Origin of the sequence: uncultured Alistipes sp., assembly GCF_949296715.1 — a bacterium.
Lineage (GTDB): Bacteria > Bacteroidota > Bacteroidia > Bacteroidales > Rikenellaceae > Alistipes.
Genome location: NZ_CASFQD010000055.1, coordinates 19,850 through 44,194, shown reverse-complemented (window position 1 = coordinate 44,194; position 24,345 = coordinate 19,850). Strand labels below are relative to the sequence as shown.

Annotated in this window: 25 protein-coding genes, 2 tRNA genes and 1 riboswitch; of the genes, 8 read left to right on the top strand and 19 right to left on the bottom strand. The window is 62.2% G+C overall.

The genetic code is table 11. The features are described 5' to 3' along the window. Positions 1-83 precede the first annotated feature (83 nt). The 12 genes from thiD to Q1Y33_RS08195 all read right to left on the bottom strand — a co-directional run bounded on the left by thiD (position 84) and on the right by Q1Y33_RS08195 (position 12,318). Complete coding sequence (gene thiD, locus Q1Y33_RS08250) at positions 84-905, bottom strand: bifunctional hydroxymethylpyrimidine kinase/phosphomethylpyrimidine kinase (RefSeq protein ID WP_300799260.1); 822 nt, start codon at positions 903-905, stop codon at positions 84-86. After that, positions 902-1,552 (bottom strand): TenA family protein, encoded by a 651-nt coding sequence (locus tag Q1Y33_RS08245; protein ID WP_300799259.1) that lies wholly within the window; start codon positions 1,550-1,552, stop codon positions 902-904. The genes thiD and Q1Y33_RS08245 overlap by 4 nt, the downstream gene beginning before the upstream one ends. After that, positions 1,549-2,259, bottom strand: coding sequence for a methyltransferase domain-containing protein (locus tag Q1Y33_RS08240; protein ID WP_300799258.1), 711 nt, complete (start codon positions 2,257-2,259; stop codon positions 1,549-1,551). The genes Q1Y33_RS08245 and Q1Y33_RS08240 overlap by 4 nt, the downstream gene beginning before the upstream one ends. Before the next feature lie 4 nt (positions 2,260-2,263). Next, on the bottom strand, positions 2,264-2,992 hold the full coding sequence (locus Q1Y33_RS08235) for a HesA/MoeB/ThiF family protein (RefSeq protein WP_300799257.1): 729 nt from the start codon (positions 2,990-2,992) through the stop codon (positions 2,264-2,266). After that, a complete protein-coding gene (gene thiH, locus Q1Y33_RS08230) occupies positions 2,962-4,071 on the bottom strand; it encodes a 2-iminoacetate synthase ThiH (protein ID WP_295907750.1) in 1,110 nt (369 codons plus the stop codon). The genes Q1Y33_RS08235 and thiH overlap by 31 nt, the downstream gene beginning before the upstream one ends. A 12-nt stretch (positions 4,072-4,083) precedes the next feature. Next, positions 4,084-4,851, bottom strand: a complete 768-nt coding sequence (locus Q1Y33_RS08225; RefSeq protein ID WP_296114133.1) for a thiazole synthase — start codon at positions 4,849-4,851, stop codon at positions 4,084-4,086. Further along, entirely contained in the window at positions 4,848-5,474 is a 627-nt protein-coding gene (locus Q1Y33_RS08220) for a thiamine phosphate synthase (RefSeq protein ID WP_300799256.1), read from the bottom strand. Before Q1Y33_RS08220 ends, Q1Y33_RS08225 begins: the two co-directional genes overlap by 4 nt. A gap of 12 nt (positions 5,475-5,486) precedes the next feature. Beyond that, on the bottom strand, positions 5,487-6,077 hold the full coding sequence (locus Q1Y33_RS08215; RefSeq protein ID WP_300799255.1) for a thiamine phosphate synthase: 591 nt from the start codon (positions 6,075-6,077) through the stop codon (positions 5,487-5,489). After that, positions 6,074-6,274 (bottom strand): sulfur carrier protein ThiS, encoded by a 201-nt coding sequence (gene thiS / locus Q1Y33_RS08210; RefSeq protein WP_300799254.1) that lies wholly within the window; start codon positions 6,272-6,274, stop codon positions 6,074-6,076. Before thiS ends, Q1Y33_RS08215 begins: the two co-directional genes overlap by 4 nt. Before the next feature lie 37 nt (positions 6,275-6,311). Then, a riboswitch (TPP riboswitch) is annotated at positions 6,312-6,457 on the bottom strand. A 132-nt stretch (positions 6,458-6,589) separates the two neighbouring features. Beyond that, on the bottom strand, positions 6,590-7,972 hold the full coding sequence (locus tag Q1Y33_RS08205) for an efflux transporter outer membrane subunit (RefSeq protein WP_300799253.1): 1,383 nt from the start codon (positions 7,970-7,972) through the stop codon (positions 6,590-6,592). Continuing rightward, a complete protein-coding gene (locus tag Q1Y33_RS08200; RefSeq protein WP_300799252.1) occupies positions 7,969-11,064 on the bottom strand; it encodes a multidrug efflux RND transporter permease subunit in 3,096 nt (1,031 codons plus the stop codon). The genes Q1Y33_RS08205 and Q1Y33_RS08200 overlap by 4 nt, the downstream gene beginning before the upstream one ends. A 3-nt stretch (positions 11,065-11,067) precedes the next feature. After that, entirely contained in the window at positions 11,068-12,318 is a 1,251-nt protein-coding gene (locus Q1Y33_RS08195) for an efflux RND transporter periplasmic adaptor subunit (RefSeq protein ID WP_300799251.1), read from the bottom strand. A gap of 476 nt (positions 12,319-12,794) precedes the next feature. Here Q1Y33_RS08195 and rho point away from each other — a divergent pair, with 476 nt between their 5' ends. Next, positions 12,795-14,483, top strand: a complete 1,689-nt coding sequence (gene rho, locus Q1Y33_RS08190) for a transcription termination factor Rho (protein WP_300799250.1) — start codon at positions 12,795-12,797, stop codon at positions 14,481-14,483. A 641-nt stretch (positions 14,484-15,124) separates the two neighbouring features. Further along, positions 15,125-15,895 carry a S1/P1 nuclease gene (locus Q1Y33_RS08185; protein ID WP_300799249.1) on the top strand — a complete coding sequence of 257 codons (771 nt, stop codon included), beginning with the start codon at positions 15,125-15,127 and terminating at the stop codon, positions 15,893-15,895. A gap of 162 nt (positions 15,896-16,057) precedes the next feature. Here the strand turns inward: Q1Y33_RS08185 and Q1Y33_RS08180 are convergent. The 4 genes from Q1Y33_RS08180 to Q1Y33_RS08165 form a co-directional block, all read right to left on the bottom strand. Next, positions 16,058-16,143, bottom strand: a tRNA-Leu gene (locus Q1Y33_RS08180). Between the two features lie 128 nt (positions 16,144-16,271). After that, positions 16,272-17,171: a tRNA (adenosine(37)-N6)-dimethylallyltransferase MiaA gene (miaA, locus tag Q1Y33_RS08175; RefSeq protein ID WP_300799248.1), complete on the bottom strand. Its 900-nt coding sequence runs from the start codon at positions 17,169-17,171 to the stop codon at positions 16,272-16,274. Next, entirely contained in the window at positions 17,155-17,673 is a 519-nt protein-coding gene (locus Q1Y33_RS08170; RefSeq protein ID WP_300799247.1) for a hypothetical protein, read from the bottom strand. The genes miaA and Q1Y33_RS08170 overlap by 17 nt, the downstream gene beginning before the upstream one ends. Before the next feature lie 57 nt (positions 17,674-17,730). Further along, positions 17,731-18,711, bottom strand: coding sequence for an acyl-CoA reductase (locus Q1Y33_RS08165; RefSeq protein ID WP_300799246.1), 981 nt, complete (start codon positions 18,709-18,711; stop codon positions 17,731-17,733). Between the two features lie 88 nt (positions 18,712-18,799). On the opposite strand from Q1Y33_RS08165, the gene Q1Y33_RS08160 reads away from it, so the two are divergent. From Q1Y33_RS08160 to Q1Y33_RS08150, 3 genes are all read left to right on the top strand, one after another. After that, entirely contained in the window at positions 18,800-19,414 is a 615-nt protein-coding gene (locus Q1Y33_RS08160; protein WP_300799245.1) for a nitroreductase family protein, read from the top strand. A 171-nt stretch (positions 19,415-19,585) separates the two neighbouring features. Beyond that, positions 19,586-19,661 (top strand) — tRNA-Gly (locus Q1Y33_RS08155). A 247-nt stretch (positions 19,662-19,908) separates the two neighbouring features. Further along, positions 19,909-21,126 carry a site-specific integrase gene (locus tag Q1Y33_RS08150; protein ID WP_300799244.1) on the top strand — a complete coding sequence of 406 codons (1,218 nt, stop codon included), beginning with the start codon at positions 19,909-19,911 and terminating at the stop codon, positions 21,124-21,126. A gap of 86 nt (positions 21,127-21,212) precedes the next feature. Here the strand turns inward: Q1Y33_RS08150 and Q1Y33_RS08145 are convergent, their stop codons facing one another. From Q1Y33_RS08145 to Q1Y33_RS08135, 3 genes are read right to left on the bottom strand one after another with little or no spacing between them, the layout of a single operon-like run. Then, the gene (locus Q1Y33_RS08145; protein WP_300799243.1) at positions 21,213-22,037 is read right to left on the bottom strand and encodes a hypothetical protein; all 825 of its coding nucleotides are present in this window, start codon (positions 22,035-22,037) and stop codon (positions 21,213-21,215) included. Between the two features lie 18 nt (positions 22,038-22,055). Further along, complete coding sequence (locus Q1Y33_RS08140) at positions 22,056-22,406, bottom strand: hypothetical protein (protein WP_300799242.1); 351 nt, start codon at positions 22,404-22,406, stop codon at positions 22,056-22,058. Beyond that, positions 22,381-23,331: a WYL domain-containing protein gene (locus Q1Y33_RS08135; protein WP_300799241.1), complete on the bottom strand. Its 951-nt coding sequence runs from the start codon at positions 23,329-23,331 to the stop codon at positions 22,381-22,383. The genes Q1Y33_RS08140 and Q1Y33_RS08135 overlap by 26 nt, the downstream gene beginning before the upstream one ends. Positions 23,332-23,669: 338 nt before the next feature. Here Q1Y33_RS08135 and Q1Y33_RS08130 point away from each other — a divergent pair, with 338 nt between their 5' ends. The 3 genes from Q1Y33_RS08130 to Q1Y33_RS08120 are packed head-to-tail and all read left to right on the top strand — an operon-like array spanning position 23,670 to position 24,250. Further along, positions 23,670-23,792 carry a hypothetical protein gene (locus Q1Y33_RS08130; RefSeq protein WP_262481252.1) on the top strand — a complete coding sequence of 41 codons (123 nt, stop codon included), beginning with the start codon at positions 23,670-23,672 and terminating at the stop codon, positions 23,790-23,792. Then, positions 23,793-23,957: a helix-turn-helix domain-containing protein gene (locus Q1Y33_RS08125; RefSeq protein ID WP_087362780.1), complete on the top strand. Its 165-nt coding sequence runs from the start codon at positions 23,793-23,795 to the stop codon at positions 23,955-23,957. A gap of 2 nt (positions 23,958-23,959) precedes the next feature. After that, entirely contained in the window at positions 23,960-24,250 is a 291-nt protein-coding gene (locus Q1Y33_RS08120) for a hypothetical protein (protein WP_300799240.1), read from the top strand. Positions 24,251-24,345 lie beyond the last annotated feature (95 nt).

The window sequence follows — 24,345 nt, the reverse complement described above, 5'->3', positions numbered from 1 at the left end:
ATGCGGCGGGCACTGCAACCGAAAACGCCCGGGAGAGGTCCAACTCTCCCGGGCGTTGCCTTTGCCGGTGCTGCTTCCGGGGGTTACTCCCAGAAGTTGAAGAAGTGGTGCACGGGTCCGTGGCCGTGGCCGATCTCGTAGCGGGCTCCGGCGGCAATCGCCGCGGCGATGTACTCCTTGGCGCGTGTGGCCGCCTCGTCGAGCTCGAATCCGCGGGCCAGGAAGGCCGCGAAGGCCGACGAGATGGTGCAGCCCGTGCCGTGGGTGTTGACCGTCACGACGCGCGGCGAGCGCAGCGGCAGGATGCGGTCCGTCTCGGCGTTGTAGAAGATGTCGGTCAGCATGTTGTCCTGCAGGTGCCCGGCCTTGAGCAGCACCGAGACCCGTCCGTCACGCGAAAGGCGCCGCGCGGCGTCGGGCAGCTCCTCCTGCCGCGTGAGGCGCTCGCCGAGCAGCAATTCGGCCTCGGGAATGTTGGGCGTGATGACCCGCGCGCAGGGGATCAGTTCGTCGCGCAGCGTCGCCACGGCGTCGCGCTGCAGCAGGGCGTCGCCCGACGTGGCGACCATCACCGGGTCGAGCACGATGTTGCGGATCGCATAGTGGGCGAGGGTCTCTTTCACGGCGCGGATGAGCTCCGAGGAGTGGAGCATGCCGATTTTGATGGCGTCGGCGCCGATGTCGTCCAGCACCGAGCGGATCTGTCCCACGACGAACTCCACCGGGACGGGGTGCACGCCCGTGACCCCCACGGTGTTCTCGTCGACGACGGCGACAATGGCCGAGGTGCCGAAGCACCCGCAGGCCGAAAAGGCCTTCAGGTCGGCCTGGATGCCCGCGCCGCCGCTCGGGTCGCTGCCGGCGATGGTCAGGGCGCGTTTGTAGGTTCTCTTCGCGTTGCTCATATCTTCCATGTTTCGAGTTGCCATGCGCTCTCCCAGAAGAGCCACTCCATGCGGGTGCAGCGCACGAAAATGTCGGTCATGCGGCGGCGTGTTGCGTCGCCCGCCGCGTCGGCCAGCGCATCGCAGATGGCCGTGGCCTCGGCCGTCGAGGCGGCGAAGGCCGGGTCGGCGTAGGTCTCGATCCATTGCCGGTAGGGATTCTCCGTTCCCTGCTGCCGCGCATGGATCGCTTCGCCTACGCGCTGGTAAACCACGAAGCAGGGCAGCACGGCCGCAGCCTCGACCTCGACGGGCGCCGTGGTCTGGCTCTCCAGCACCGAGGTGTAGAGCAGGCACGCGGGGCTGATCTCTTCCGGGGCGGGGTGTTCGCCTCCGAGGAACTGTTCGTGCAGCGCCCGCTCGACAGCGATGCCGTCCGCCGCGAAGCGCAGGAAGGCCTCGGTGTGCTCCTTGCGCCCGAGGCGTGCGGCGATGTGTGCCAGGCGGCGGGCATAGCCGTCCAGATAGAGGGCGTCCTGCCGCAGGTAGAAGCGGAAACGCTCCGCGGAGAGCGTTCCGTCGGCCAGGGCACGGACGAACGGGTGTTCGAGAATCTTCTCGTAGACCGGGCGCGCCGCCTCCCAGGCGCTGTCGCTCCAGCGGCTCATGACCGGACGGGTTTGCGGGCCACGACGGCCACGTAGTCACCCCGGTCGTAACCCTCTGCGGGCTGCTCCTCGGCCTCGTTCGAGCAGAGCGGGTGACGGGTGAGCGTCTGTGCGAAGTTCAGCTCGCTGAAGCCCGCCGCCTCCAGCAGCGCCACCTTCTCGGCCGTCGTGCGCCAGACGGCCACGTCGACGAACTCGATGGGGTAGGGATCGGGCGGGTAGCACCCCGCAAGCAGCGGGTGATCCCACGTCCCGAGCGCCTTGGCCAGGTTGTAGAGGATGCCGTAGGAGCTCTCCTTCGGCACGTCGATCAGGATGATCCGCCCGCCTTCGGGCAGTGCCTCGTAGGCCTTGCGGACGACGCCCTCGAGGTCGCCGATGTAGCTCGGCGTGCCGTTGAAGAGCAGCGTGTCGTAGGTGCCGCGGCCGAAGTCGGCCTCCTCGGCCGTTGCGATCGTCACGTGCATGCCCCGCTTGCGGGCGATTTCGGCCATGCCCGTCGACGGCTCGATGCCGTCGCGGATGTCGATGCCGTACTCTTCGCGGAGAATCTTCTCGAAGAGGCCGCTGCCGCAGCCCACCGAGAGGATGCGTCCGGCGTCGCGCAGCGTCGAAGCCACAAGGTTGACCTCCGAATAGAGGACGTTGCGGTTGTTGAGAAACCACGCATCGTAAGCCGATGCGTACTGGTCGAATCCTTTTCCCATGGTCTTAAAATGCTATTGTTTGGGTTTGTATAGTTTTCAGGTCGATGACCAGGAGCCGCCCGTCGAGCGGCTCGCCGAAGCCGGCGAGCGCCTTGAGGGCCTCCGTGGCCTGGAGCGTGCCGACGACGCCGGGCACCGTGCCCAGCACCCCTTCGGTGCGGCGGGGCCGTCGGCAGAGCGCCTCGCGGTCGGGGTAGAGCTCCGCATAGCGGCGGTGACGGGGCCCGTTGAAGAGCGACACCTGTCCCTCGAAGGCGCCGATCGAGCCGTAGACCCACGGCTTGCCGCACGCCGCGCAGACGTCGTCCAGCAGGTAGCGCGTGGGGTAGTTGTCGCAGCAGTCGACCACGAGGTCATACTCCGCGACGATCCGCCGGGCGTTCTCTGCCGTGAGCCCCTCGTCGTAAAGGTCGAAGCGCGTATGTGGCGAGAGTGCCGCGAGCCGCTCGCGGGCTGCCCGCGTCTTGGGCTCGCCCACCTGCTGCGCGGTGTAGAGCACCTGCCGCTGGAGGTTGCTCAGCGAGACGACATCGGCATCGGCCAGCCCGAGGCGCCCGACACCGGCCGCCGCGAGGTAGAGCGCCACGGGCGAGCCGAGCCCCCCGAGCCCCACGACGAGCGCCGAGGCCTCGGCCAGGCGCCGCTGCCCCCGCTCGCCGATCTCCGGCAGCATCGTCTGCCGCGTGTAGCGCTGTGCCTCCATCAGTCGAAGACCTTGTCCCAGTCCTTCCATACGACTTCGTAGCCCTCGCGGCGGATGGCCGCCTCGACCTCCGCCGGGGTGCGCTCGTCGCTCACGACGAACTGCTCGAGCGACTGCGGGTAGGTGCAGTAGCCTCCCGGGTCGGTCTTCGACCCGGCGCTCATCGACGTGGCGCCCAGCGTGGCGATGTGGTTGCGGAAATCGGGCCGCTCGCGTGTCGAGAAGGAGATGTCGACGTCGTGGTCGAAGATGCGGAAGGCGAAGGTCAGCTGCGCGAGCTCGCGGTCGCTCATCACGACGTTGGGCTGGAAGTGCCCCTCCGAGGGGCGCATGCGCGGGAAGTTGACGCTGTAGCGCGTCTTCCAGTAGTGCTTGCGCAGGTATTGCAGGTGCAGGGCCATCATCGTGACGTCCGTGCGCCACTCCTCGAGGCCGATCAGCACGCCCATGCCGATCTTGTGCACGCCGGCCTGTCCCATGCGGTCGAAGCCGTTGACGCGCCACTCGAACTTCGACTTCATGCCGGCCGGGTGGTAGATGTTGTAGTTCTTGCGGTTGTAGGTCTCCTGGAAGCAGACCACGCCGTTGAGCCCCGAGTGGGTCAGCCGCTCGTACTCCTCGGCCGCGAGGGGCATCACTTCGATCGTCAGGTTGTTGAACCACGGGCGGCAGACGTGCAGCGCCTCCTCGATGTAGTCGACACCTGCGGCGCGGGGATTCTCGCCCGTGACGAGCAGCAGGTTCTCGAACGGCCCCAGCGCACGGATCGCGCGGCACTCGGCCTCGATCTGCTCCATCGTGAGGATCACGCGCGGAATGGCGTTGTGGCGGTTGAAGCCGCAGTAGACGCACGAGTTGGTGCAGGAATTGGTGATGTACATCGGGATGTACATCGAGATCGTCTTGCCGAAGCGCTCCTGCGTGTAGCGGCGGCTCAGGCGCGCCATCGGCTCCAGGTAGGGCGCCGCGGCGGGCGAGACGAGCGCCATGAAGTCGTCGAGCGTCAAGTGCTCCTTGCCGAGCGCCGTTTCGACGTCGGCGGCCCGCTTCGAGAGGATCCGCGCCGTGGTCTCCTCCCAGTCGTATTTGGCTAATTCCTCGGAAAACATGGTGCGTCAGGTTTAGTCGAGGAACGAGGTGAGGGGGCTGCTGGCCTCGGCGCTGCGGGCCTGCGCCCCGAGTCCGGCTTCGTAGGCTTCGCGTCCGGCGACGACGGCCTGCGCGAAGGCGCGGGCCATGCGCACGGGGTCACCCGCCACGGCGATGGCCGTGTTGACCAGCACGGCGTCGGCACCCAGCTCCATGGCGGCCGCGGCGTGCGACGGGGCGCCCAGTCCGGCGTCGACAACCACCGGCACGCGGCTCTGCTCGATGATGATCTCGAGCATCTCGCGCGTCACGAGCCCCTTGTTCGTGCCGATGGGTGCGGCCAGCGGCATGACCGTGGCGGCACCGGCCTCCTCCAGCCGCTTGCAGAGCACCGGGTCGGCCTGCACGTAGGGCAGCACGACGAAGCCCATCTTGACTAACTGCTCCGTGGCCTTGAGCGTCTCGACCGGGTCCGGCAGCAGGTATTTCGGGTCGGGGTGGATCTCCAGCTTGATGAAGTTCGTGCCGAAGGCCTCGCGGGCGAGCTGGGCCGCGAGTACGGCCTCCTCGGCGTCGCGCACGCCCGACGTATTGGGCAGCAGCTGAATCTCCGGGCGCCGCACATGCATGAGCATGTCGTCCTCGGGATTCTCCATGTCGACCCGTTTCATCGCCAGGGTAACCATCTCGGTGCCCGAGGCGGCGATTGCCTCGGCCATCAGGTCGTTGGAACTGAATTTTCCCGTGCCTACGAAGAGGCGCGAACGGAAGGTCCGTCCGCCGATAATCAAATCGTTCATTGTTTATGCTGATTTAGGATTGTCATGATTCGTCGTGTCTCCTCCGCGGGGGAGGTTGCGCCGAGCAGCGCACCGGAGAGGGCGATGCCGGTGACCCCTGTCGCAAGGATCGCCTCCACGTCCGCGGCCGTGATGCCGCCGATGGCCACGACCGGCAGGGCGATGCCCGCCGCGCGGCAGCGCGCCAGGATGTCGCGGTAGCCCTCCATCCCGAGGATCGGGCTCAAATTGCGCTTCGTCTGCGTAAAGCGGAAGGGCCCCAGCCCGATGTAGTCGGCACCGGCGCGTGCGGCGCGCTCGATGTCGGCGAAGGTGTTGGCCGTGGCGCCGATCAGCCGTCCGGGGCCCAGCAGGCGCCGCGCCTCGGCGACCGGCATGTCGTTCTTGCCGAGGTGCACGCCGTCGGCGCCGAGTTCGTCGACCAGATGGACACGGTCGTCCAGCAGGAACGTCGCCCCGAAGCGGCGGCACAGCGCCCCGACCTCGCGGCCGACGGCTGTCACCTCCTCGTCCGAGGCATCCTTCATGCGGAGCTGAACCCAGCGGCAGCCCCCCTCGAGCACGGCGCGCGTGCCCGTGACCTCGTCGTAGCGGTCCGTATGGTGTGTGATGAATTGCAGCATGGTTTCTGTTTTTTATATGTTGAATCGGCGGATGCTCTCCATCGTGCGGTGCAGGGCGGCGGGGGAGGCGTCGCGCCAGACGGCCCCCAGCAGCGCCGCGCCGCCGAAGCCGAGTTCCCGGACACGGGGCAGCAGTTCGGGCCGGATGCCCCCGAGCGCCACGACCCGCTCTCCGAGCAGGCCGCGGGCCGCCGCGTCGTGCAGCGCCGCGTCGGTGAAGGCGGCGCGGTAGCCGCTCTTCGAGATGCTGTCGAAGAGCGGGCTCAAAAAGAGGTAGTCGCATTCGGGATGGGCGGCGATCTCGTCCAGCGTGTGGCACGAGCGGCTCACCAGCCCGCGGAACCCCGCGGGCACGGCCGCATTGCGGCGGTTGAGATGCACGCCGCCCAGACCGTACTCCACGGCCAGCGGCAGACGGTCCTGCAACGTCAGCCGCGGATAACACTCCGCGGGCAGCGCCTCGATGAGCCGCCGCAGCGCCTCCTCCGGTGCGTCGGGCTTGCGCAGGTGCACGCGCTCGACACCCTCGTCCAGCAGCTGCCGGATCGCCGCGGGCTCCGTTGCCGTGAAGGGCACGTCGGTGATGACCAGAATGCGCATCATCCTCCGCAGACGGCCCGGATGACGGTGATCTTCATCTGCTCCCCGAGCGGCGTGGCGGCCCACTCGGCGCGCGGCACGACGCGGTTGTTCACCGCGACGGCGACCCCTTCGGCGGGGATGCCCTCGCGGACAAGCAGTTCGGCCAGCGTCATCGGTTCCCCGACCTCGACCGGCCTGCGATTGACGAATACTTCCATGCGGATACCGTAATTTACAGAGATGCCCGCGAGAAATTACGGTCTATGAACAAGTCCTTTCGGCGGTACGGACCGCATCAAGTTCATAGGGTCTGATCTCAGCCTTTGCGCGGAGAGTTCCGCTTGCGAAGCGATACTTTTCATATCGTCGCCACTTTCTCCAAGGCACCCCTCTTGTTTAACGTTCTGCAAATATAACAAAAAAATGGTTCCCCGCACCGAAAAAAACGCTGCGTCCCGCGATTTTGCCCCGAAAAGCGAAGCCCCCGCCGCAGGGCGAGGGCTTCACAGGCTGCACGGGTGCGGCTGCCGGGGTTATTCGCCGGTCTGCCAGCCGCCGCCGAGCGACTTGTAGAGCTGCACGAGCGCAAGGTACTCGTCGCGCACGGCGTTGCTCAGGCCGATCTGTGCGTCGAAGTAGCGGCGCTGGGCGTCCAGTACGTCGATGTAGTTGATGCTGCCGCCGCGGTACTGCACCTGCGCCAGCTCAACATATTTGAGTGCCGCATCGCGCAGGGCGACCTTCAGTGCCGCCGTCTCGCGGGCCTTGCGGTAGGTGACGACGGCGTCGTTGGCTTCACGGAACACCACGAGCACCTTCTTCTCATACGCCAGCCGGGCTTCGTCGTAGGCGGCCAGCGCCGCGCGGTATTTGGCTTTCTTGCGGCCGAACCCGAAGACCGGCGAAGCGAGCGAGCCGATGGCGTAGGAGAAGGGCGAGCGGAAAATCTCGCTCACGGAGTTGTTCTCCACGCCGCCCTCGAGCCGGAACGTCAGCCGCGGGAAGCGGTCGGCATAGGCTACGCCGACGGCGGCCATCGCCGCGCGCAGCTGCTGCTCCGCCGCGCGCACGTCGGGGCGCCGCTGCAGCAGCTCGGAGGGCAGGCCGACGGGGACGTTGTCCGTCATCGGGGCTTCGAGGTCCATCTTGGCCCGCTTCACGCGCCAGTCGGGATATTCGCCCATGAGCAGCGAGATGCCGTTTTCGGTCGTCTCGATGCTGCGCTCGAGTTCCGGGATGAGCGATGCCGTGGTGGCGTACTCCACCTTTGCCTGCTGGAAGACCGTCTCGGAGGTGAGACCGCCCTCGAAGCGCAGGCGGGCCTGGTAAACCCCCTCGCCGCGCGTGATGAGCGTGCGTCGCACAATCGAGAGTTCGTTGTCGAGCGCTACGAGCCGGAAGTAGGCCGCGGCAACCTCCGCGACGAGCGTCATGCGCATGGCGCGCTCGTCCTCGACCGAAGCGAGGTATTCGGCGCCGCCCTGCCGCTTGGCCCAGCGCAGGTTGCCCCACATGTCGAGCTCCCAGCTCAACGAGACCTTCGCGGCCAGCTCGGGGTCACGCACCGACTTTTCGCTGTAGTAGTCGTTCGTCTCGTACTCGGCATAGACCGGCAGTCCGACCGACGGCAGGCGGCTCGCCTTGTCGATGCGGTAGAGCTGCCGCATGCGTTCCACGCGGGCGGCGGCCGACAGCAGGTCCTTGTTGTATTCGAGCGTGCGCTCGATGATGCGGCAGAGCGTCGTGTCGCCGTAGAACTCCCACCAGTCCAGGTCGGCCAGCGTCAGCGAGTCGCTGCGTCCTTCGACGATCTGTTCGGGGAGATTCAGCTCGGGGGCCTTGCAGTGCCGGACGGCTGAGCAGGAGGCGAGCCCGACGGCGGCAAGGAGCGCAAGTATGATCGGAATGCGTTTCATCGTTTCAGTTTGGCTTTGATGCGGTAAATCCATACGAAGAAGAACGGCACGAAGACGATGCCCACGGTGATGGCCACCAGCATGCCGAAGAAGACGCCCGTGCCGATGCCCTGGCGGCTTGCCGAGCCCGGGCCCGAGGCGAAGACCAGCGGCAGCAGGCCCAGGATGAAGGCCAGCGAGGTCATGACGATGGGGCGGAAGCGCAGGTGCGCCGCCGTGATGGCCGCCGAGACGATGTCACGCCCCTTCTCGACCTCCTCCTTGGCGAACTCCACGATCAGGATGGCGTTCTTGGCCACCAGACCCACGAGCATCACCAGACCGATCTGGAAGTAGATGTTGTTCTCCAGTCCGCAGAGCCAGATGCCGAGGTAGGCGCCGATGCCGGCTACGGGCAGCGAGAGGATCACGGCGATGGGCACGGTCCAGCTTTCGTACTGTGCCGCGAGGAAGAGGAAGACGAAGAGGAATGCCAGCGCCAGCACCGTGCCGGTCTGTCCGCCCTCGTGTTTCTCCTGATACGAGAGGCCGCTCCACTCGACACCCACCGAGGCGGGCAGCTCCCGGCGGACGATGTTTTCCAGCACGTCCATCGCCTGGCCCGAGCTGTATCCGTGCGCCGCCTCACCCGAGATGGTCGCCGAGTTGAACATGTTGAAGCGCTTGATCGTACCCGGTCCCGTCGTGTAGTGCGTCGTGCCGAGCGACGTGATGGGGATCATCGCCCCGTCGGCGCCGCGCACGAAAAAGAGGTTCAGGTTGTCGCGGTAGGCGCGGTAGGGTGCCTCGGCCTGGACGTAGACGCGGTAGATGCGGTTGAACATGTTGAAGTCGTTGACGTAGATCGAGCCCGTAAAGGCCTTCATCGTCGAGAAGACGTCCGACATCGAGACCCCGACCATCTGGGCCTTGTCGCGGTCGACGTCGAAGTAGAGCTGCGGAATGTCGCCCTGCATCGACGAGGCCAGACCGGTCAGTTCGGGCCGCTGCGAGGCGAGCAGCATGAGCGTGTCGACGGCGTTCTGCAGTTCGGTGTAGGTCGTGTTGCCGCGCGCCTCGAGCACCATTTCGAAACCGCCCGACTGTCCCAGACCGGGGATCACCGGCGGGGTCGAGAGGTAGACCTTGCTCTCGGGGTAGCGCGACAGCTCGCGGCGCACGCGGCCCATGATCTCCGACACGTCGTCCGTTTCGCGCTCGTCCCACGGCTTGAGGATCACCGTCAGCTGGCTGTGCGCCTGGTTCGTGCCCACGCGGGGGCTCGAACCCGTGACGTTGAGCACGTACTCCACGTCGGGGTCCGCCATCAGGAAGTCGATGGCGCGGTTGGTCACCGTGCGCGTGCGCTCGATCGTCGCGCCTTCGGGCAGCTCGAGCTCCACGGTGAAGTAGCCCTGGTCCTCCTGCGGCATGAAGCTCTGCGGCAGCAGGCGGTTCATCAGCCAGATGCCGATGAGCACGATGCCGAAGGCGGCGAACATGCGCCGCGAGTTGGCCAGCGCCCGGGCAATCGTGCGGCCGTAGAGGTTGTTGCCGAGGGCCAGTCCGAGGTTGATGCGGCGGAAGAAGCGGTTTTTCTTGCGTCCGTCGTCGGGGCGCAGGAAGAGCGAACACATCACCGGCGAGAGGGTCAGCGCCACGATCGTGGAGATGACCACCGACACGGCGATCGTGATGGTGAACTGCCGGTAGAGCTGTCCGGTGATGCCCGACAGGAAGCTCACGGGTACGAAGACGGCGCAGAGGACGAGCGACATGGCGATCAGCGCGCCGCTCAGGCTCCGCATGGCCTTCTTCGTGGCTTCGTAGGGCGAGAGATGTTCCTCGTTCATGATGCGGTCGACGTTCTCGACGACGACGATGGCGTCGTCGACGACGATGCCGATGGCCAGGATCAGACCCAGCAGCGTCAGCAGGTTGAGCGAGAAGCCGAAGATGAGCATGACGCCGAATGTACCGATGAGCGAGATGGGCACGGCGACGATCGGGATGATCGTGGCGCGCCAGCTCTGCAGCGAGAGGTAGACGACCAGGATCACCAGCAGCAGCGCCTCGAAGAGCGTGCGGTAGACGTGGTGGATCGACTCGGAGATGTAGGTCGTCATGTCGAAGGGGATGTTGTAGGTGATGCCCTCCGGGAAGTTGCGGCTCAATTCGGCCATCGTGCTCTTGATCGACGAGGCCACCTCGATGGCGTTGGCGCCCGGCAGCATGTAGATGTCGAGCACGGCGGCGTTGCCGGCGTTGATACCGCTCTCGGTGTTGTAGGACTGGGCCTCGAGCGAGATGTTCGCCACGTCGCGCAGGCGGATGATCGATCCGTCGGGGTTGGCCCGCACGACGATCTCCTCGAATTCGCTCACCGACGAGAGACGTCCCTGCGCCGTGATGGGCGTCGTGACGTCGACTCCCTCCATCGGAGCCTGTCCGAGCACGCCGGCGGCCGACTCGCGGTTCTGGTCCTTGAGCGCCGCCTGGAGGTCCTTGACCGTCAGTCCGAGGTCGGCGAGCTTGTCGGGCTGCACCCAGATCTGCATGGCGTAGTAGCGGCTGCCGACGTTCGAGACGCGGCCCACGCCCGGCACGCGCCGCAACATGTCGAGCACGTTGAGCGTGGCGTAGTTCGAGAGGTAGATCTCGTCGAATTTCGGGTCGTTCGAGAGCAGCGTGATGGTCAGCAGCTTGCTCGAGGCCTGCTTCTCGACCGAGATGCCGTTCTGCACCACTTCGGCCGGCAGGCGCGCCTCGGCCTCCTTCAGACGGTTCTGGATGTCGACGGCCGCCAGGTCGGGGTCGGTCGAGATGTCGAAGGTCACCGTGGCGGAGAAACCGCCCGAGTTGGAGCTCGACGACTCCATGTAGATCATGCCGGGCGTGCCGTTGAGCTCCTGCTCGATGGGCGTAGCGACGGCCTGCGTCACGGTCTGTGCGTCGGCACCCGGGTACGAGGCCGAAATCTTGACCACCGGAGGTACGATCTGCGGATACTGGTCGACGGGCAGCAGCGCGAGGCCGATGGCGCCGACGATGACGATGACGATCGAGAGCACCGTCGAGAAGACGGGTCTGTCAATGAAGAAATCGGCTTTCATGGGCTACTCCTCCTGCGCTTTTTCCTCTTCGCGGACGGCGGCGACAGGCTCGACCTTCATGCCGTGCGAGAGCTTGTGATAACCTTCCACCACGATGTGCTCGATCGACGAAAGACCGCGCTCGATGACGGTGTTGTTGCCCAGTTCGGGACCCGTCTCGACAAAACGCTTCTCGACGACGCTGTCCGGGCGCACCACGAAGATGTAGGCGCCGCCCTTCTCGATGACCAGCGCCTTCGACGGCACGACGATGGCATCCTCACGCACGTCGAGCAGCAGCTTGACCTTCGTGAACTGGCCCGGCAGCAGGATGTGGTCCGGGTTGGCCATTTCGGCGCGCACGGAGAAGGTTCCCGTCTGCGGGTCGACCTGCGGGTCGGCGAAGTCCACCAGACCCCGCATGGGGTATTCCGAACCGTCGGCCAGCGTCACGGTGATATAGGGGTCCCACTTGCGCGTGGAGTCCTTGTGTCCGAGGTTGACGTTGCGGGCCTTCGAGCGCAGGTAGTCGAGGGCCGTCATGCTGAAGTCGACGCGCACGGTGTCGCTCTTGACGACGGTGGCGAGCAGCGACTTGCCGCTCGGGCCCACGAGTGTGCCGATGTCGGCGTAGCGCTCGGAGATGTAGCCCGCGATGGGGGAGATCACGCTCGTGTAGCCGAGCGTCATTTCGGCCTGCGTGAGGTCGGCCTCGCCCACGACGACGTCGGCCACGGCGCTCTCGTAGGAGGCGATGGCGTTGTCGAGGTCGAGCTGGCTCGCGGCGCTCTGCTCGTAGAGCGGGCGGATGCGGTTCAGGTCGCGCTCGGCCTTCTGGGCCTGGGCCCGGGCCTTGTTGAGCTGGGCCTTGGCCTTGTTCACGCGGGCGCGGTAGAGTTTGGGGTCGATGATGAAGAGCGTCTGGCCCTTCTTGACGTAGGTACCCTCGGCAAAGAGCATGCGTTCGAGGTAGCCCTCCACGCGGGCGCGGATCTCCACGAACTGCTGGGCGCGGATGCGGCCGACGTATTCGCCGTAGATGTTCACGTCCTCGGTCGTCACGGGCTCCACGGCCACCACCGGCAGTTCGATCACCTCGGGCCGCGGCCGGAAAATCACGTAGAGCACGGCGGCGAGGACCACGACGCCGCATGCCACGGCGATCCAGCCTTTGCGGTTCATCCGCACGCGGACGTGCGACACGCGGGAGGCCGTCCGTTTCAGTGCGGCCATGTTCAGTTTCGTCAGGTCCGGTTTGAGTCTGTCCAAGTTCATATCGAAATGGTGTTTACAAGGGTTTCATTGCATGTTTCCAATCCTCGGGCCATCCTGTCATGAAAATGGCAACATGCTTGCGGACAGCCCTGTAGCGGTATTTGCGGGCTCAAAGATACGCAAAAGAATGTAGAATTATTCCACAGGGATGTGGAATAATTCTACACCTTGCGGTGCAAAACGAAAAAACCTCCCGCCGAGGGGAGGTTTTCCACACACAAACATTAACAATACAAACAATGCGATGGCTGAATCGAACTTCATTGTTTCCGGGACAAAGATCGTCCGAAAACTCCTGCCGCGCAATCGCAACAAATAGGTATTTCCGCTTCCGGCCCTTTGCCGGATGCCGGTTGTGGGCTGCCGTGAGGTACATTTTATTTTGAAATTCAAAATTATGCACTATCTTTGCATGCGAATTCCGAAAGGCCGGGCGACCGTCCGGCTGCGAAAATCTCACGAAAAGAAATATCCGTATGCAAGATCTGAAAGCGCTCGAAGGGAAAAACCTTGCCGAACTGCGGGAAATAGCCAAAACGCTCGGCATCGACAATGTGATGGTGAAAAAGCGCGAACTGATAGAAAAGATCGTCGGGGCGACCCGGCCGGAGGAACCTGCCTCCGAGGAGGCTCCAGAAGCGGCTGAAACACAGGCTGAAGCAGCCGATGTCGGTGCTGCGAAGCAGAAGACCCCGCGCACGCGGCGTCCCCGTCTGGCCAAGACGGCGCAGGAGACGGCTCCCGTGCCGGAGGATGCCGCAGGTGCGGAGCAGGCTCCGGTCGAACAGCCCGCATCCGATGCTCCGGCCGAAGCGGTTTCTGCCGGGCAGCCGGCGAAACCCGAGCCCAAGCGTCGGGGCCGCAAGCCGAAGGCGCAGCAGACGCAGCCCCGGGAGGATGGCGGGCAGATGCCGCAGGAGGGCCCGCAGGCCGAAGATGCGGAGCCGTCGCAGGAGCAGCCGCGCCGCGACCGGCACGAACACCGCGACCGCCGCGAGGGCGGTGAGGCGCCGCACGCCGAGGAGGAGGTGATCACGAAGGACGACTTCGCCGGCGAGATCGAGGGCGAAGGAGTGCTCGAGGTGATGCCCGACGGCTACGGATTCCTCCGCTCGGCGGACTACAACTACCTCAATTCGCCCGACGACGTCTACGTCTCGCCGTCGCAGATCAAGCTCTTCGGACTGAAGCCCGGCGATACGGTCAACGGCACGATCCGTCCCCCGAAGGAGGGTGAAAAGTACTTCCCGCTGGTGCGTGTCAACGAGATCAACGGACTGAAGCCCGAGTACATCCGCGACCGCGTGCAGTTCGAATACATGACGCCGCTCTTCCCGAGCGAGAAGTTCTGCCTGACGGGCAACGGACACAACAACATGTCGACGCGCATCGTGGACCTCTTCTCGCCCATCGGCAAGGGGCAGCGTGCGCTGATTGTCGCCCAGCCCAAGACGGGTAAGACGATGCTGTTGCAGTCGATTGCCAACGCCATTGCGGACAACCATCCGGAGGTCTACATGATTGTGCTGCTGATTGACGAGCGTCCCGAGGAGGTGACCGAGATGGCGCGCAACGTCAAGGCCGAGGTTGTCGCCTCGACCTTCGACGAGCAGGCTTCGCGCCACGTCAAGGTGGCCGAGATGGTGCTCGACAAGGCCAAGCGCATGGTCGAGTGCGGACACGATGTGGTGATTTTCCTCGACTCGATTACCCGTCTGGCACGTGCCTACAACTCCGTGCAGCCCGCCTCGGGCAAGGTGCTCTCGGGCGGTGTGGACGCCAATGCGCTGCACAAGCCCAAGCGCTTCTTCGGCGCGGCCCGCAATACGGAGGAGAAAGGTTCGCTGACGATTATCGCCACGGCGCTCATCGACACCGGTTCGAAGATGGACGAGGTGATCTTCGAGGAGTTCAAGGGCACGGGCAACATGGAGCTGCAACTCGACCGCAAGCTCGCCAACAAGCGCGTCTACCCGGCCGTCGATGTCATTGCCTCGGGTACGCGCCGCGAAGACCTGCTGCTGCCGCGAGACGTGATGAACCGCACGTGGGTGTTGCGCAAGTACCTTTCGGACATGACGCCCGTCGAGGCGATGGAGTTCCTCCAGAAGCAGATGGGTCTTACGCAGAGCAACGAGGAGTTCCTCGCCACGATGAACCACTGACAGAAAGGTGAAAGGTGAAAAGTAAAAGGTGAAAGGTGAGGAGAGCATATTCATGAGATATCTACCCATTTTTTTTGCTTTCTGCATGTTGGCAACAGCATGTTCGAAAAATGAAACGCCAGCATCGGACGATTTGGTTGGTACCGTATGGAGCCAAACTGTCGACAATCGGACGGATACGTTTTATTTTTCGCTTGACCACAAATGTACGGTCGAATGGAAATACGATGGATTCGACGCAGTGAAACAAACTTGTCAATACATATATGCGCCCCCGATCGTGACGATATCGACTCTTGCAACTGAACATATCGGAAGGATTGAAGGAGATGTACTTTACATTCGATACGACGACAACGATCTCGAACTGCATCGGATTCGATAATAAAAAACCCGCACCTACAGTGCGGGTTTTTTATTCAAGAGCAACTCATTCGAGAACGAAAGGGTGTGTTTAATGGCCGTGGGTCCCTTTTGCGGGTTGAGCATACGGGTCGATCTGCTCGGCGCTGCATTATTCGGATAATACTTTTCGGCAGATCATGCCGCCGATTCGGAAATAAATCGTAGCTTTGCGGAAAACGATCTGCGGCCGTGCGGCAAAAAAACGCAGCAGGGACCGCACCCAACACAATGCAATGATGAAACGAATCCTGCTGTTGATTGCCTGCCTGCTGGCCGTGCGGAGTGCCGCGGCGTGGGGGCAGAAGGGACACGACGTGACGGCCTGCATTGCCGAATGCCACCTGACGCCCGAGGCGGCCGCACGCATCGACAAGATTCTCGGCGGACACTCGCCCGTCTACTATGCCAACTGGCTCGACAACGCCAGTCACACGCCCGAGTATGCCTATACGAAGACGTGGCACTACCTGAACATCGACGCGGGCGAGACGCTCGAGAGCATGCCCGCCAATCCCAAGGGCGACGTGCTGAAGGCCGTAAACGAACTGGTCGCGAGCCTCAAGTCGGGCGAACTGGACCCTGCCGAGGAGAAGGTGCAGTTGCAGATGCTGATCCACCTCGTGGGCGACATGCACTGCCCGATGCATACGGGCCGTCTCTCCGATCTGGGCGGCAACCGGGTGCCGGTGGTCTATTTCGGCAAGGCGACGAACCTCCACTCGGTGTGGGATACGAACCTCATCGAGTCGGCGCACCGCTGGAGCTATACCGAGTGGCGCGAACAGATCGACCGGCAGCCCGACGACGAGGTGATGCGCATGCAGTCGGGCACGCCGCGCGAATGGCTGCTCGAGACGCAGGCAATCTGTACGGAGGTCTACGACCGCACGCCGGAAGGTACGAAGATTTCGTATGATTACGTCAACTGGGCTGCACCGATCCTTGAAATGCAGCTGTTGCGCGGCGGCGTCCGGCTGGCCCGGCTGCTCAACGAGATTTACGGATAGGCCGTGAAGAGATGGTGACGGCTCCCGGGACTGTTGTCCGTCCGCACGGTGACGGCGGCAAACGGACTGCGACGGCAGCGCTCCCCTTCGGGTGACACTCCGACCGGGACCCGGGTATGGAAAAAGCGAAGCGGGCAACCTTCGTGGTTGCCCGCTTTTCGGTACTCGGAGCGGGAATCGAACCCGCACGACCATTGCTGGTCACAGGATTTTAAGTCCGGCGTGTCTACCTATTCCACCATCCGAGCCACACATGCCTTTTCAGCGAAAGGCGACGGCAAAAATACGCAATATTCTCCGATTTTACAAGCCTTTGCGACTTTTGTCCGCGCAAAAAAAACTTGCGGGGCGTCGGACGTGCGGACGGCGGCATGCATCAGCCGATGGCGGCAAGGATGGCCTCGTCGTCATCGGGTGCGAACCACCGGATTTCGGGATCGCGCCGGAACCACGTGAGCTGCCGCTTGGCATAGCGGCGCGAGTTGCGCTTGATAAGCCGCACGGCCTCGTCGTAGGGTATCTTGCCGTCGAACCAGTCGAACAGCTCGCGGTAACCCACGGTTTGCAGGGCGTTGAGCTCCCGGTGCGGATACAGCGCCCGCGCCTCGGCTTCCAGTCCGTCGGCCAGCATCTGGTCGACGCGGCGGTCGATGCGCCCGTACAGCACGTCGCGCGGGAGGTCGATGCCGATCTTGACCACCTCGAAGGGCCGTTCGCGGCGCACGCCCGTGCGCAGCGACGAGTAGGGGCGTCCCGTCTGGAGGCAGACCTCGAGCGCCCGCACCACGCGTGCGGGATTCTGCAGGTCCGCACCGGCGCAAAAATCCGGATCGAGCTGTTGCAACTCACGGACGAGCGATGCCAGCCCCTCTTCGTCGAGCCGCCGCATCAGCTCCGCACGCAGCGCCTCGTCGGCGCGCGGCAGGTCGTCCATTCCCTCGCACAGTGCCTGCACGTAAAGCCCCGAGCCGCCGACCGCCACGACACGGTCGTGCGTGGCGAAGAGCTCCGCGAGGCGCGCCAGGGCCTGCTCGGCGTAGGCTCCGCAGCTCAAGTTGTCCGTAACGTCGTGCGATGCGATGAAGTGATGTTCAGCTGCTTGCAATTGCTCATCCGTGGGCTGCGCCGTGCCGATCGGCATGCCGCGGTAGAGTTGTCGCGAGTCGGTCGAGAGGATCGGCGCCCCCAGCCGCCGCGCGATGCGGATGCTCAAGTCGGTCTTCCCGCATCCCGTCGGCCCGACGATGACCGCCAGCCGTTTAGTACTCGTCGTCATAGGAGTCGTCGCCCTCGAAATCGCGGAAGTCGCCCATCATCTCGTCGAAGGCCGAACCTTCGCTGTCCTCCTCCTCGCGGTTCTTCGAGGGGTCGTACTGGTCGGGAGCATCCGCCCGGGCGTAGATCTCGCGCGGATAGACGGCTCCCTTTTCGGCCTCATACGCCCCGGTCAGCTCCAGATAGTAGGCGCGGTCGCCGAACAGGTCGAACAGGTAGATCAGCCGATCGCGCCGGTTGTGGATGATCTGCCCGAGGGTCACGTTCTCCATGAGTTCGGGCTCCTCGTTCGAGTCGTCGCCCATCTCGATCAATGTGAATTCGCGCTGTTTCTCCCAGCGCTCGTCGGCCGTGAAGAACGATGCCATGCACTCCTCGTATTCGAGCGTCTCGAGGATGAAGTGGTGGAAGTCGAGCAGCGTCATGTCGTACATCACCTCGTAGTCGCGCACGAAGTGGTCGTTCTCGTCGCTCAACATCCGGAATCGGAAAACCATCGACATATCCGTATCGTTTTTTGTCTGTTTGCGTACAAATGTAGTGAAAAAAGCGCCACGCGGTCACAGACCGCAGAGAAATTCCAGTACGTCGCGGTCGTCGGGCCAGTCGGTCAGTGCGGGCGACTGCGCCCGTCCGAAGTCCGCCCGGCGGCTGTGCGGCAGCAGGGTAGTGACGACACATTGCAGTTCGTCGTCGTGTTCGGCAAGCCACTCGGCGACCTCCTCCGTTGTGCCGTAGCGGCTGTATGCGATGCGGCTCAAGGCTGCGGGAAAGGCCCGCTGTTCGACGGCCACGGCGCAGCCGAAGTCGACAAAGGGCGTGCCGGTCATCTCGCAGAGGGATTTTTCCTGACGGTAATTGTTTATGTATTTCGGATTTACATCCGGCATCTCCAGCTTTGGTTCATATCCTTTGGGCAGGAACAGGAGCGAGACGCTGCGGCATCCCAGTCCCGAGTAGGCCCAGATGTCGTCCGCCAGCCCGCGGAGCTGCTCCGGCGTTTCGCGGCCCGACAGCACGGCGACGGACTGCCGGCTGCCGCGCAGCAGGGCGGGGATGCCGGCATACTGCGCCCGGAAGTGGCGGTTGGCATTGTCGCTGCCCGTGGCGATCACGGCGTCGACCGGCTGCGTGCCGTCGTAGAGGGCGACCCGGGCCTCGGGGTCGATGTCGAGCAGCTGCGCGACGACATATTCCATCAGCACGCGGTCCTTGGCCGAGGGCTTGACCAGGCAGCGGTCGCCCGCCGCCACGACGCACAGCAGGTCGAAGAAGCCCACGAAGGGGATGTTCCCGGCCATGATGACCAGCACGTTGAGCACCTGCGCGACGGGAAGCGGATAGGCGGCAAGCCACCCGCGGAGCCGCTCTTCGGTGAGCATCTCTGTCACCAGGGCCCGGGCGGCGCGACGCACTTCTGCGGGGGTGAACCAGCCGTTGGCCCCGCAGGCGCGGGCGATGACCTCGCGAGAGTCCGCATCCTCGCCGAAGCGTTCCAGCCGTCGGCCGAGTTCGGAAAAGAGTTCGATTGCGTGTTTCATTACCGCAAAGATAACGCTTCATGCAGAAAATTCGCATCCGGAGACAAAATTGCATTCAATTTGCAGTATGCCGGAGAAAACACCTGTCATGGAGAGAACATTCAGAGAGGCACTCCGCCACCGCCGCAGCTATTATGCGCTGGCCCCGCAATCGCCCGTAGCCGATGCCGAAATCGAGGAAATGTTGCGCTGGAGCCTGAAATACGTCCCGTCGGCCTTCAATTCGCAGTCGACACGCCTCGTGCTGCTGCTCGGGGCGCAGCACGGCCGTTTCTGGAGCATGGTCAAGGATACCTTGCGGCCGATCGTGCCCGCCACGGCCTTTCCGCGCACGGAGCACAAGATCGACACCGCCTTTGCCGCGGGATACGGTACGGTGCTCTTTTTCGAGGATGAGGCCGTCGTGCGCGCTCTTCAGCAGCAGTTCCCCGAGTATGCCGACCGATTCCCGCACTGGTCCGAGCAGACGTCGGCCATGCACCAGTTGGTCGTGTGGACGATGCTTGAGGATGCGGGCTTCGGGGCGTCGCTCCAACATTACAATCCGCTCGTCGATGACAGGGTGCGCCGCGTGTGGAAACTGCCCGCGACGTGGCGTCTCGTGGCCCAGATGCCTTTCGGCCGGCCGCTGGACCACCCCGCGGAAAAGAGCGTCGAGCCGCTCGATGCGCGCATCCGTATTTTCGACGACAAGGTCCGGTGACCGCAGCCGCCCGTGCCGAATATCCTTGCCGGTTGCGGGGTGGCAGACGGTTCCGGCAGGGCTTTGTTCGCCCCGTCGGAACGACCTGGACCGGAATTTTCGCATGAAAGGGACGAAAAAATTTGGAGATTCGGAATTTTTGTCTACCTTTGCACTCGCAAACGAAACAATGCGGAAATAGCTCAGTTGGTAGAGCGCAACCTTGCCAAGGTTGAGGTCGCGGGTCCGAGTCCCGTTTTCCGCTCCAGAGGGGGCCGAAAGAAACCCCGGTAGAAAGCAAAAAGCCTTGTATATCAGCGATATGCAAGGCTTTTTTTGTATTCCCTCACTTCTGTTGAAGCAAAAGGCAGCAAACATTTCAAGCCTTAATCGTGACCTTTTTTGCTCGGACCGAAAATAGGTCACGATTTAGCTCTATTTCGCTGATTTGCATCATTTTACTCTGCAACATTCCGGTGCTGAAGACGTTTAATTTATCCAAAAACCAAGCAGCCATGTTGCCACGAACCACCTTCAGCGTCGTCTTCTTCTGCAAGAAGACCAAAGTCACGAAAAAGGGCAAAGCCCCGATCTATGCCCGTATCACCACGACCGGCCAGTCGACCGAAGTCTATACACAATGCCAGATTGAGCCCGAACGCTGGAACCAGCGCCTCGAACGCTCTCTCTACAAGGATGAGATCGACCAGCAGATCAATCGCATCGTTGCCAGTTACCGGGCCTCGATCCTTGCCGCCTATGACCGCCTGATCCAGGAGAACAGGACGCCGACCTGCTTTGCCGTCAAACAGCTGCTGGGCTCCGCCTCTTCGAGCCGGATGGTGCTGGCGGAGTTCGGCAAATACTGCGAGAAACGTCAGCAGGAGGTCGGCACCCGCATCACACAGCTCACGGCCAACAAGTATCACCGCCTGCTGCGCTACATGACCGAATATATCCGGGATATCTACCACAAAGAGGATCTTCCGCTGGAGACGATCGACTATGCCTACGTCGATGGATTGAACACCTACATGCAGACGGCCTACAACTGCCACAACAACGGGGCGGTCAATCTGCTCTGCTGTTTGAAGAATTTCCTGCTCTATGCGGTCCGCAACGAATGGATCGAGAAGAATCCCTTCCGCTACTATAAGATGAAGATCGACAAGACGAATGTCAAGGTGCCGCTGACGAAAGCGGAGCTGGATTTGCTGCTAAGGCGACAGATGCCCAACGAGCGGCTGGACCGCATCCGGGATGTCTTCTGCTTTTGCGCGCTGACGGGACTGGCCTTCACGGATGTCGACCACCTGCGGCAGGAACATTTCACGACGGACGAGGAGGGGCAACTGTGGATCCATAAGCCGCGGGAGAAGACTGCGGTGATGAGCCGTGTTCCGGTGCTTCCGCAGGCAGCGGCCCTGCTGGAGAAGTACCGCGACGATGCCAACTGTCGGGCGCGGGGTAAGCTGCTGCCCGTCCCGTCGAATACGAAGATGAATGCCTACCTGAAGGAGATAGCGGATATCTGCCAGATTCAGAAGCATCTGACCACGCACTTGGCGCGCCATACGTTTGCCACGCTGGCGATTGAATACGGAATGCCGATCGATATCATCGCCAAGATTCTGGGCCATACGAATACGAACATGACGCGGCGCTATGCGAAGATCTCCGAGGCGAACATCAGCCGCGAGATGCGTCGCATCGGCAAGGTGTTGACGGCATAAACCGGTTGTTGAGTTGAAAAACGAAGACGAGGCGGCGAGGATCCATTGCAGATCCCCGCCGCCACACGTTATTTAAGCAGTTTCTTTTATAATCTGAGATTGGCAAAGGGAAGCCGTCCCTCGTATTGACATTTGAATGCTGTGAGCAATGCGGTTTCCTCCTTGGGTGGATTGCCCGATGGCAGCGGCTTCCAACAGAACAGCAGATCCTCCGCATCTTCAAGTTGCCAAATGTAGCGTCCGCCTTTGTGACCTCTCGGTTTTCCTGCCCCGAACTGCAAATATTGTCGCAGACGGCTCCGCAGGGTCGCTTGGCTGTGCTCGTCTCCGGCCTTTCCGATGTACAAGACACAAGTCTCCTCTACCCAATTCTTGCGCAGCTTCTCAATCGGAACGTTGGGATCCGTCCCTTTATAATGCCCTCCGCTTCCCGTTGCACGGAATTGCGGCCGGTTCCCGATCTTCCGAACGACCATGTAGACGCCCCGAATATCCGGAATCTGTGATAAATCCGGCCTTAATGCGGCTGCGGAGACAAATCCGGAGAAGCCGTTGCGACGCAGGTTGTCGATACTCTTGAAGTCGAGATCAGGACAGTCCAATCCTTCCGCTTCTTCATCCGTTTGGGCAACCTTGCTCGCCTCCTGTTCCCGTCCGCCGGGTTTGGTTGCAACCCCAGTCGGTCGATGCGCTGTTGCGCCAGTAACCGTGATTTGGCCGGAACGGATCAGTCCATCGAGATTTTCAAGCTGGCAATCTTGAATTCCCCAATCGTCCCGACCGTAAAATCCGATACGGCGCATCTTGTTCCGAATCTGCGTTTGTTTTCCTTTCGGGGCTTGCACTCGTTCCCTAATCAATTCCCGAAGTCGGACGATCTCCGATTCCGTAAATTCACGTTTCCCTTTCATAAACTAAAGTTCTGTTATTTAATCATGATAATATTCATATAACTCTTCGTAGTAGTCTTCGTAGCAGTTGGCCGGGTCGTCGTACATCCGACCATCCGTCGGCCATGAGAATGTCTGCAACGATTTCCGCGGCTCTTCGTCCCGATAAAGAATCCACCGACGATCGTAATCCAACGCCTTGACATCGGTTGTCGGACGCGAAGAATCGTAGTTCCGCCATGGGTTTTCCCGCCGGGGAGGTGCCTGTCGATTACGGTAGTAAAAGCCGAGACAGATCAGGCAGAACGCCACGCCGACAACAACCGACGCCCCCAGACAGCCAGTGAGCCGCCGTCCGGCCGGTTCATTCCAAAATCGCTCGTTGTTCATCTTCCGCAGGTTTGTTGCGCCCGGCGGCCCCGAGGCAGGTATCGTAGATGCGTTTTCGGAGTGAGGCGGGGCGTATGACCTCCAGCGAACGGCTGCGAGCCAACAAGGCCATGACAAAGTCGTTGGTAATACGTACGTGCAGACGGATGGTCAACGTGTCGGGCTTCTCTTCGAGAATCTCCTGCGTGGCATGCAGCGGCAAGGTTTTGATGAAGGCTCCATCCAGTGCATCGTATCGCAATACGACCTCTTCGACCGGATCGTTCGGGTTGTTCCAAATGCCGAAACTCTCCCGAAACAGCGCCGGAATGTCGATCTGTTCATTGCGTACAAAGCGCTCCCGATCCTTTATCAGCAGGTGCGAAATGCGATCCATGCCGAAGCAGCGCAACGAGTCGCCTTCGTCGGACTCGACGTATCCGATCAGATACCAGCGGTGCTGGGACTCCTTCAGATAGTGCGGTTTTGCCTCCCGGTGTACGATCTTCCCTTCGTGTCGGAACAGTTGGTAGTCAAAAACGACAGGATGCCGTTCACGGATGGCTTCGAGCAACTCCGGGATATAGGGAATTTCGCGGCTGCGCCGGTGTTCCGGCAGTACGTACTGCCGGATGTCGCTGTCGGCATCGATGGCATTCAGAATCTCGAAATTCAGCAACAACTCGCCATAGTCTGCACCGCTCCTTACCTGTTCCGCAAGGTAATATCCGCGCAGTTTGTTGTGCCGAATCGTGAGGCCGAACAACTCCTCGATGGTTTGAAAATCCCGTTGCAGGGTCCGCAGCGTGCATCCGGACGAGTTGGCGTACTGCGAATGCATCCGTTGGGTCACGTAATCCACCAGTTCGCCGGCAGGAACGTATCCTGCACCATGGAGTTTGCTGACGATGATCACCATGCGGCGTATTTGATCAACGAGTGTCATGGGTCGTACTCTTTTTCCACAAAGATAAAAGGGCTGCGCGACAAAATATGTCGCGATGGATTCTTTTTGAGGAATTGTTTGCACGATTTTGTCCACCCTCTCGACGCCAACCGACGCCAACCACTGCCACATCGCTTTGCGGGCGAAACTTTTGAGGGGCTGCGTGCGTTATCCGAGTGCAAGCTTGCAGGAATAAAGATTCATAAACCGGGAAAAAGATGAAACGCCGTGCCTTTCGGATCCGGGATCGCTGAATGTTCGGCGGCCTCATCCACACAGAGTGCAACCCTCAAAGACGGGTTGCAGCATAGTCAAACCAAACAGAAAAAAAGAAGACCATGGAAAAGATCGTATGTATCGGGGAGCGGAGTTGGCAACGGCTCCTCGAACGGGTGGAACACTTGTCTGCCCTTGCCCAACGCCTGGAACGCCGTTTGACACCACCGCAGGACGACGGGTGATTGGACAGCGAAGAGGTCTGCCGGGCACTGAACATCACCAAACGCACGCTGCAAAGCTACCGGGACCGGGGAGCGATTCCCTGTTCGCGGCTGGGCGGTAAATTCTACTACCGACGCCGGGACCTTGCCGCATGGCTCTCCCGCAAAACCGTTCAAACGCGATAGCCATGCCGCTGGATTATCTCAATGAAGCGAGCGACGAGGTACAACGCTTGTTCGCACGACTGGACGGCGTGGAACTCACACTGCGGAAGGCCTCCGAGGAGCGACGCCCGATGATCGGCGAGGAACGCTACCTGACCGGAGAGGAGGTCTGCACGTACCTGCACCTCTCACTGCGCACCTTGCAGACGCTGCGGATCGGCGGCAGATTCCCTTCACGGTGCTTGGTAACCGCCTGCTGCTCTATCCCGAATCGGGGCTCCGGGCGGTCCTTGACCGCAACCTTCGGGACGTAGACGATAAATAAAAAATAGTAAATCAGCATGAGTCTATGAACTTATGCTGATTTTTTTAATCCGACCAATTATCCTAAATATTTTATTTTGCTAAC

Excerpts from the sequence above, each read along its gene's own strand:
- thiD (WP_300799260.1), bottom strand. The coding sequence starts at position 905 with ATGAGCAACGCGAAGAGAACCTACAAACGCGCCCTGACCATCGCCGGC.
- Q1Y33_RS08245 (WP_300799259.1), bottom strand. The coding sequence starts at position 1,552 with ATGAGCCGCTGGAGCGACAGCGCCTGGGAGGCGGCGCGCCCGGTCTAC.
- Q1Y33_RS08240 (WP_300799258.1), bottom strand. The coding sequence starts at position 2,259 with ATGGGAAAAGGATTCGACCAGTACGCATCGGCTTACGATGCGTGGTTT.
- Q1Y33_RS08235 (WP_300799257.1), bottom strand. The coding sequence starts at position 2,992 with ATGGAAGGACTGGGACAAGGTCTTCGACTGATGGAGGCACAGCGCTAC.
- thiH (WP_295907750.1), bottom strand. The coding sequence starts at position 4,071 with ATGTTTTCCGAGGAATTAGCCAAATACGACTGGGAGGAGACCACGGCG.
- Q1Y33_RS08225 (WP_296114133.1), bottom strand. The coding sequence starts at position 4,851 with ATGAACGATTTGATTATCGGCGGACGGACCTTCCGTTCGCGCCTCTTC.
- Q1Y33_RS08220 (WP_300799256.1), bottom strand. The coding sequence starts at position 5,474 with ATGCTGCAATTCATCACACACCATACGGACCGCTACGACGAGGTCACG.
- Q1Y33_RS08215 (WP_300799255.1), bottom strand. The coding sequence starts at position 6,077 with ATGATGCGCATTCTGGTCATCACCGACGTGCCCTTCACGGCAACGGAG.
- thiS (WP_300799254.1), bottom strand. The coding sequence starts at position 6,274 with ATGGAAGTATTCGTCAATCGCAGGCCGGTCGAGGTCGGGGAACCGATG.
- Q1Y33_RS08205 (WP_300799253.1), bottom strand. The coding sequence starts at position 7,972 with ATGAAACGCATTCCGATCATACTTGCGCTCCTTGCCGCCGTCGGGCTC.
- Q1Y33_RS08200 (WP_300799252.1), bottom strand. The coding sequence starts at position 11,064 with ATGAAAGCCGATTTCTTCATTGACAGACCCGTCTTCTCGACGGTGCTC.
- Q1Y33_RS08195 (WP_300799251.1), bottom strand. The coding sequence starts at position 12,318 with ATGAACTTGGACAGACTCAAACCGGACCTGACGAAACTGAACATGGCC.
- rho (WP_300799250.1), top strand. The coding sequence starts at position 12,795 with ATGCAAGATCTGAAAGCGCTCGAAGGGAAAAACCTTGCCGAACTGCGG.
- Q1Y33_RS08185 (WP_300799249.1), top strand. The coding sequence starts at position 15,125 with ATGAAACGAATCCTGCTGTTGATTGCCTGCCTGCTGGCCGTGCGGAGT.
- miaA (WP_300799248.1), bottom strand. The coding sequence starts at position 17,171 with ATGACGACGAGTACTAAACGGCTGGCGGTCATCGTCGGGCCGACGGGA.
- Q1Y33_RS08170 (WP_300799247.1), bottom strand. The coding sequence starts at position 17,673 with ATGTCGATGGTTTTCCGATTCCGGATGTTGAGCGACGAGAACGACCAC.
- Q1Y33_RS08165 (WP_300799246.1), bottom strand. The coding sequence starts at position 18,711 with ATGAAACACGCAATCGAACTCTTTTCCGAACTCGGCCGACGGCTGGAA.
- Q1Y33_RS08160 (WP_300799245.1), top strand. The coding sequence starts at position 18,800 with ATGGAGAGAACATTCAGAGAGGCACTCCGCCACCGCCGCAGCTATTAT.
- Q1Y33_RS08150 (WP_300799244.1), top strand. The coding sequence starts at position 19,909 with ATGTTGCCACGAACCACCTTCAGCGTCGTCTTCTTCTGCAAGAAGACC.
- Q1Y33_RS08145 (WP_300799243.1), bottom strand. The coding sequence starts at position 22,037 with ATGAAAGGGAAACGTGAATTTACGGAATCGGAGATCGTCCGACTTCGG.
- Q1Y33_RS08140 (WP_300799242.1), bottom strand. The coding sequence starts at position 22,406 with ATGAACAACGAGCGATTTTGGAATGAACCGGCCGGACGGCGGCTCACT.
- Q1Y33_RS08135 (WP_300799241.1), bottom strand. The coding sequence starts at position 23,331 with ATGACACTCGTTGATCAAATACGCCGCATGGTGATCATCGTCAGCAAA.
- Q1Y33_RS08130 (WP_262481252.1), top strand. The coding sequence starts at position 23,670 with ATGGAAAAGATCGTATGTATCGGGGAGCGGAGTTGGCAACGGCTCCTC.
- Q1Y33_RS08120 (WP_300799240.1), top strand. The coding sequence starts at position 23,960 with ATGCCGCTGGATTATCTCAATGAAGCGAGCGACGAGGTACAACGCTTG.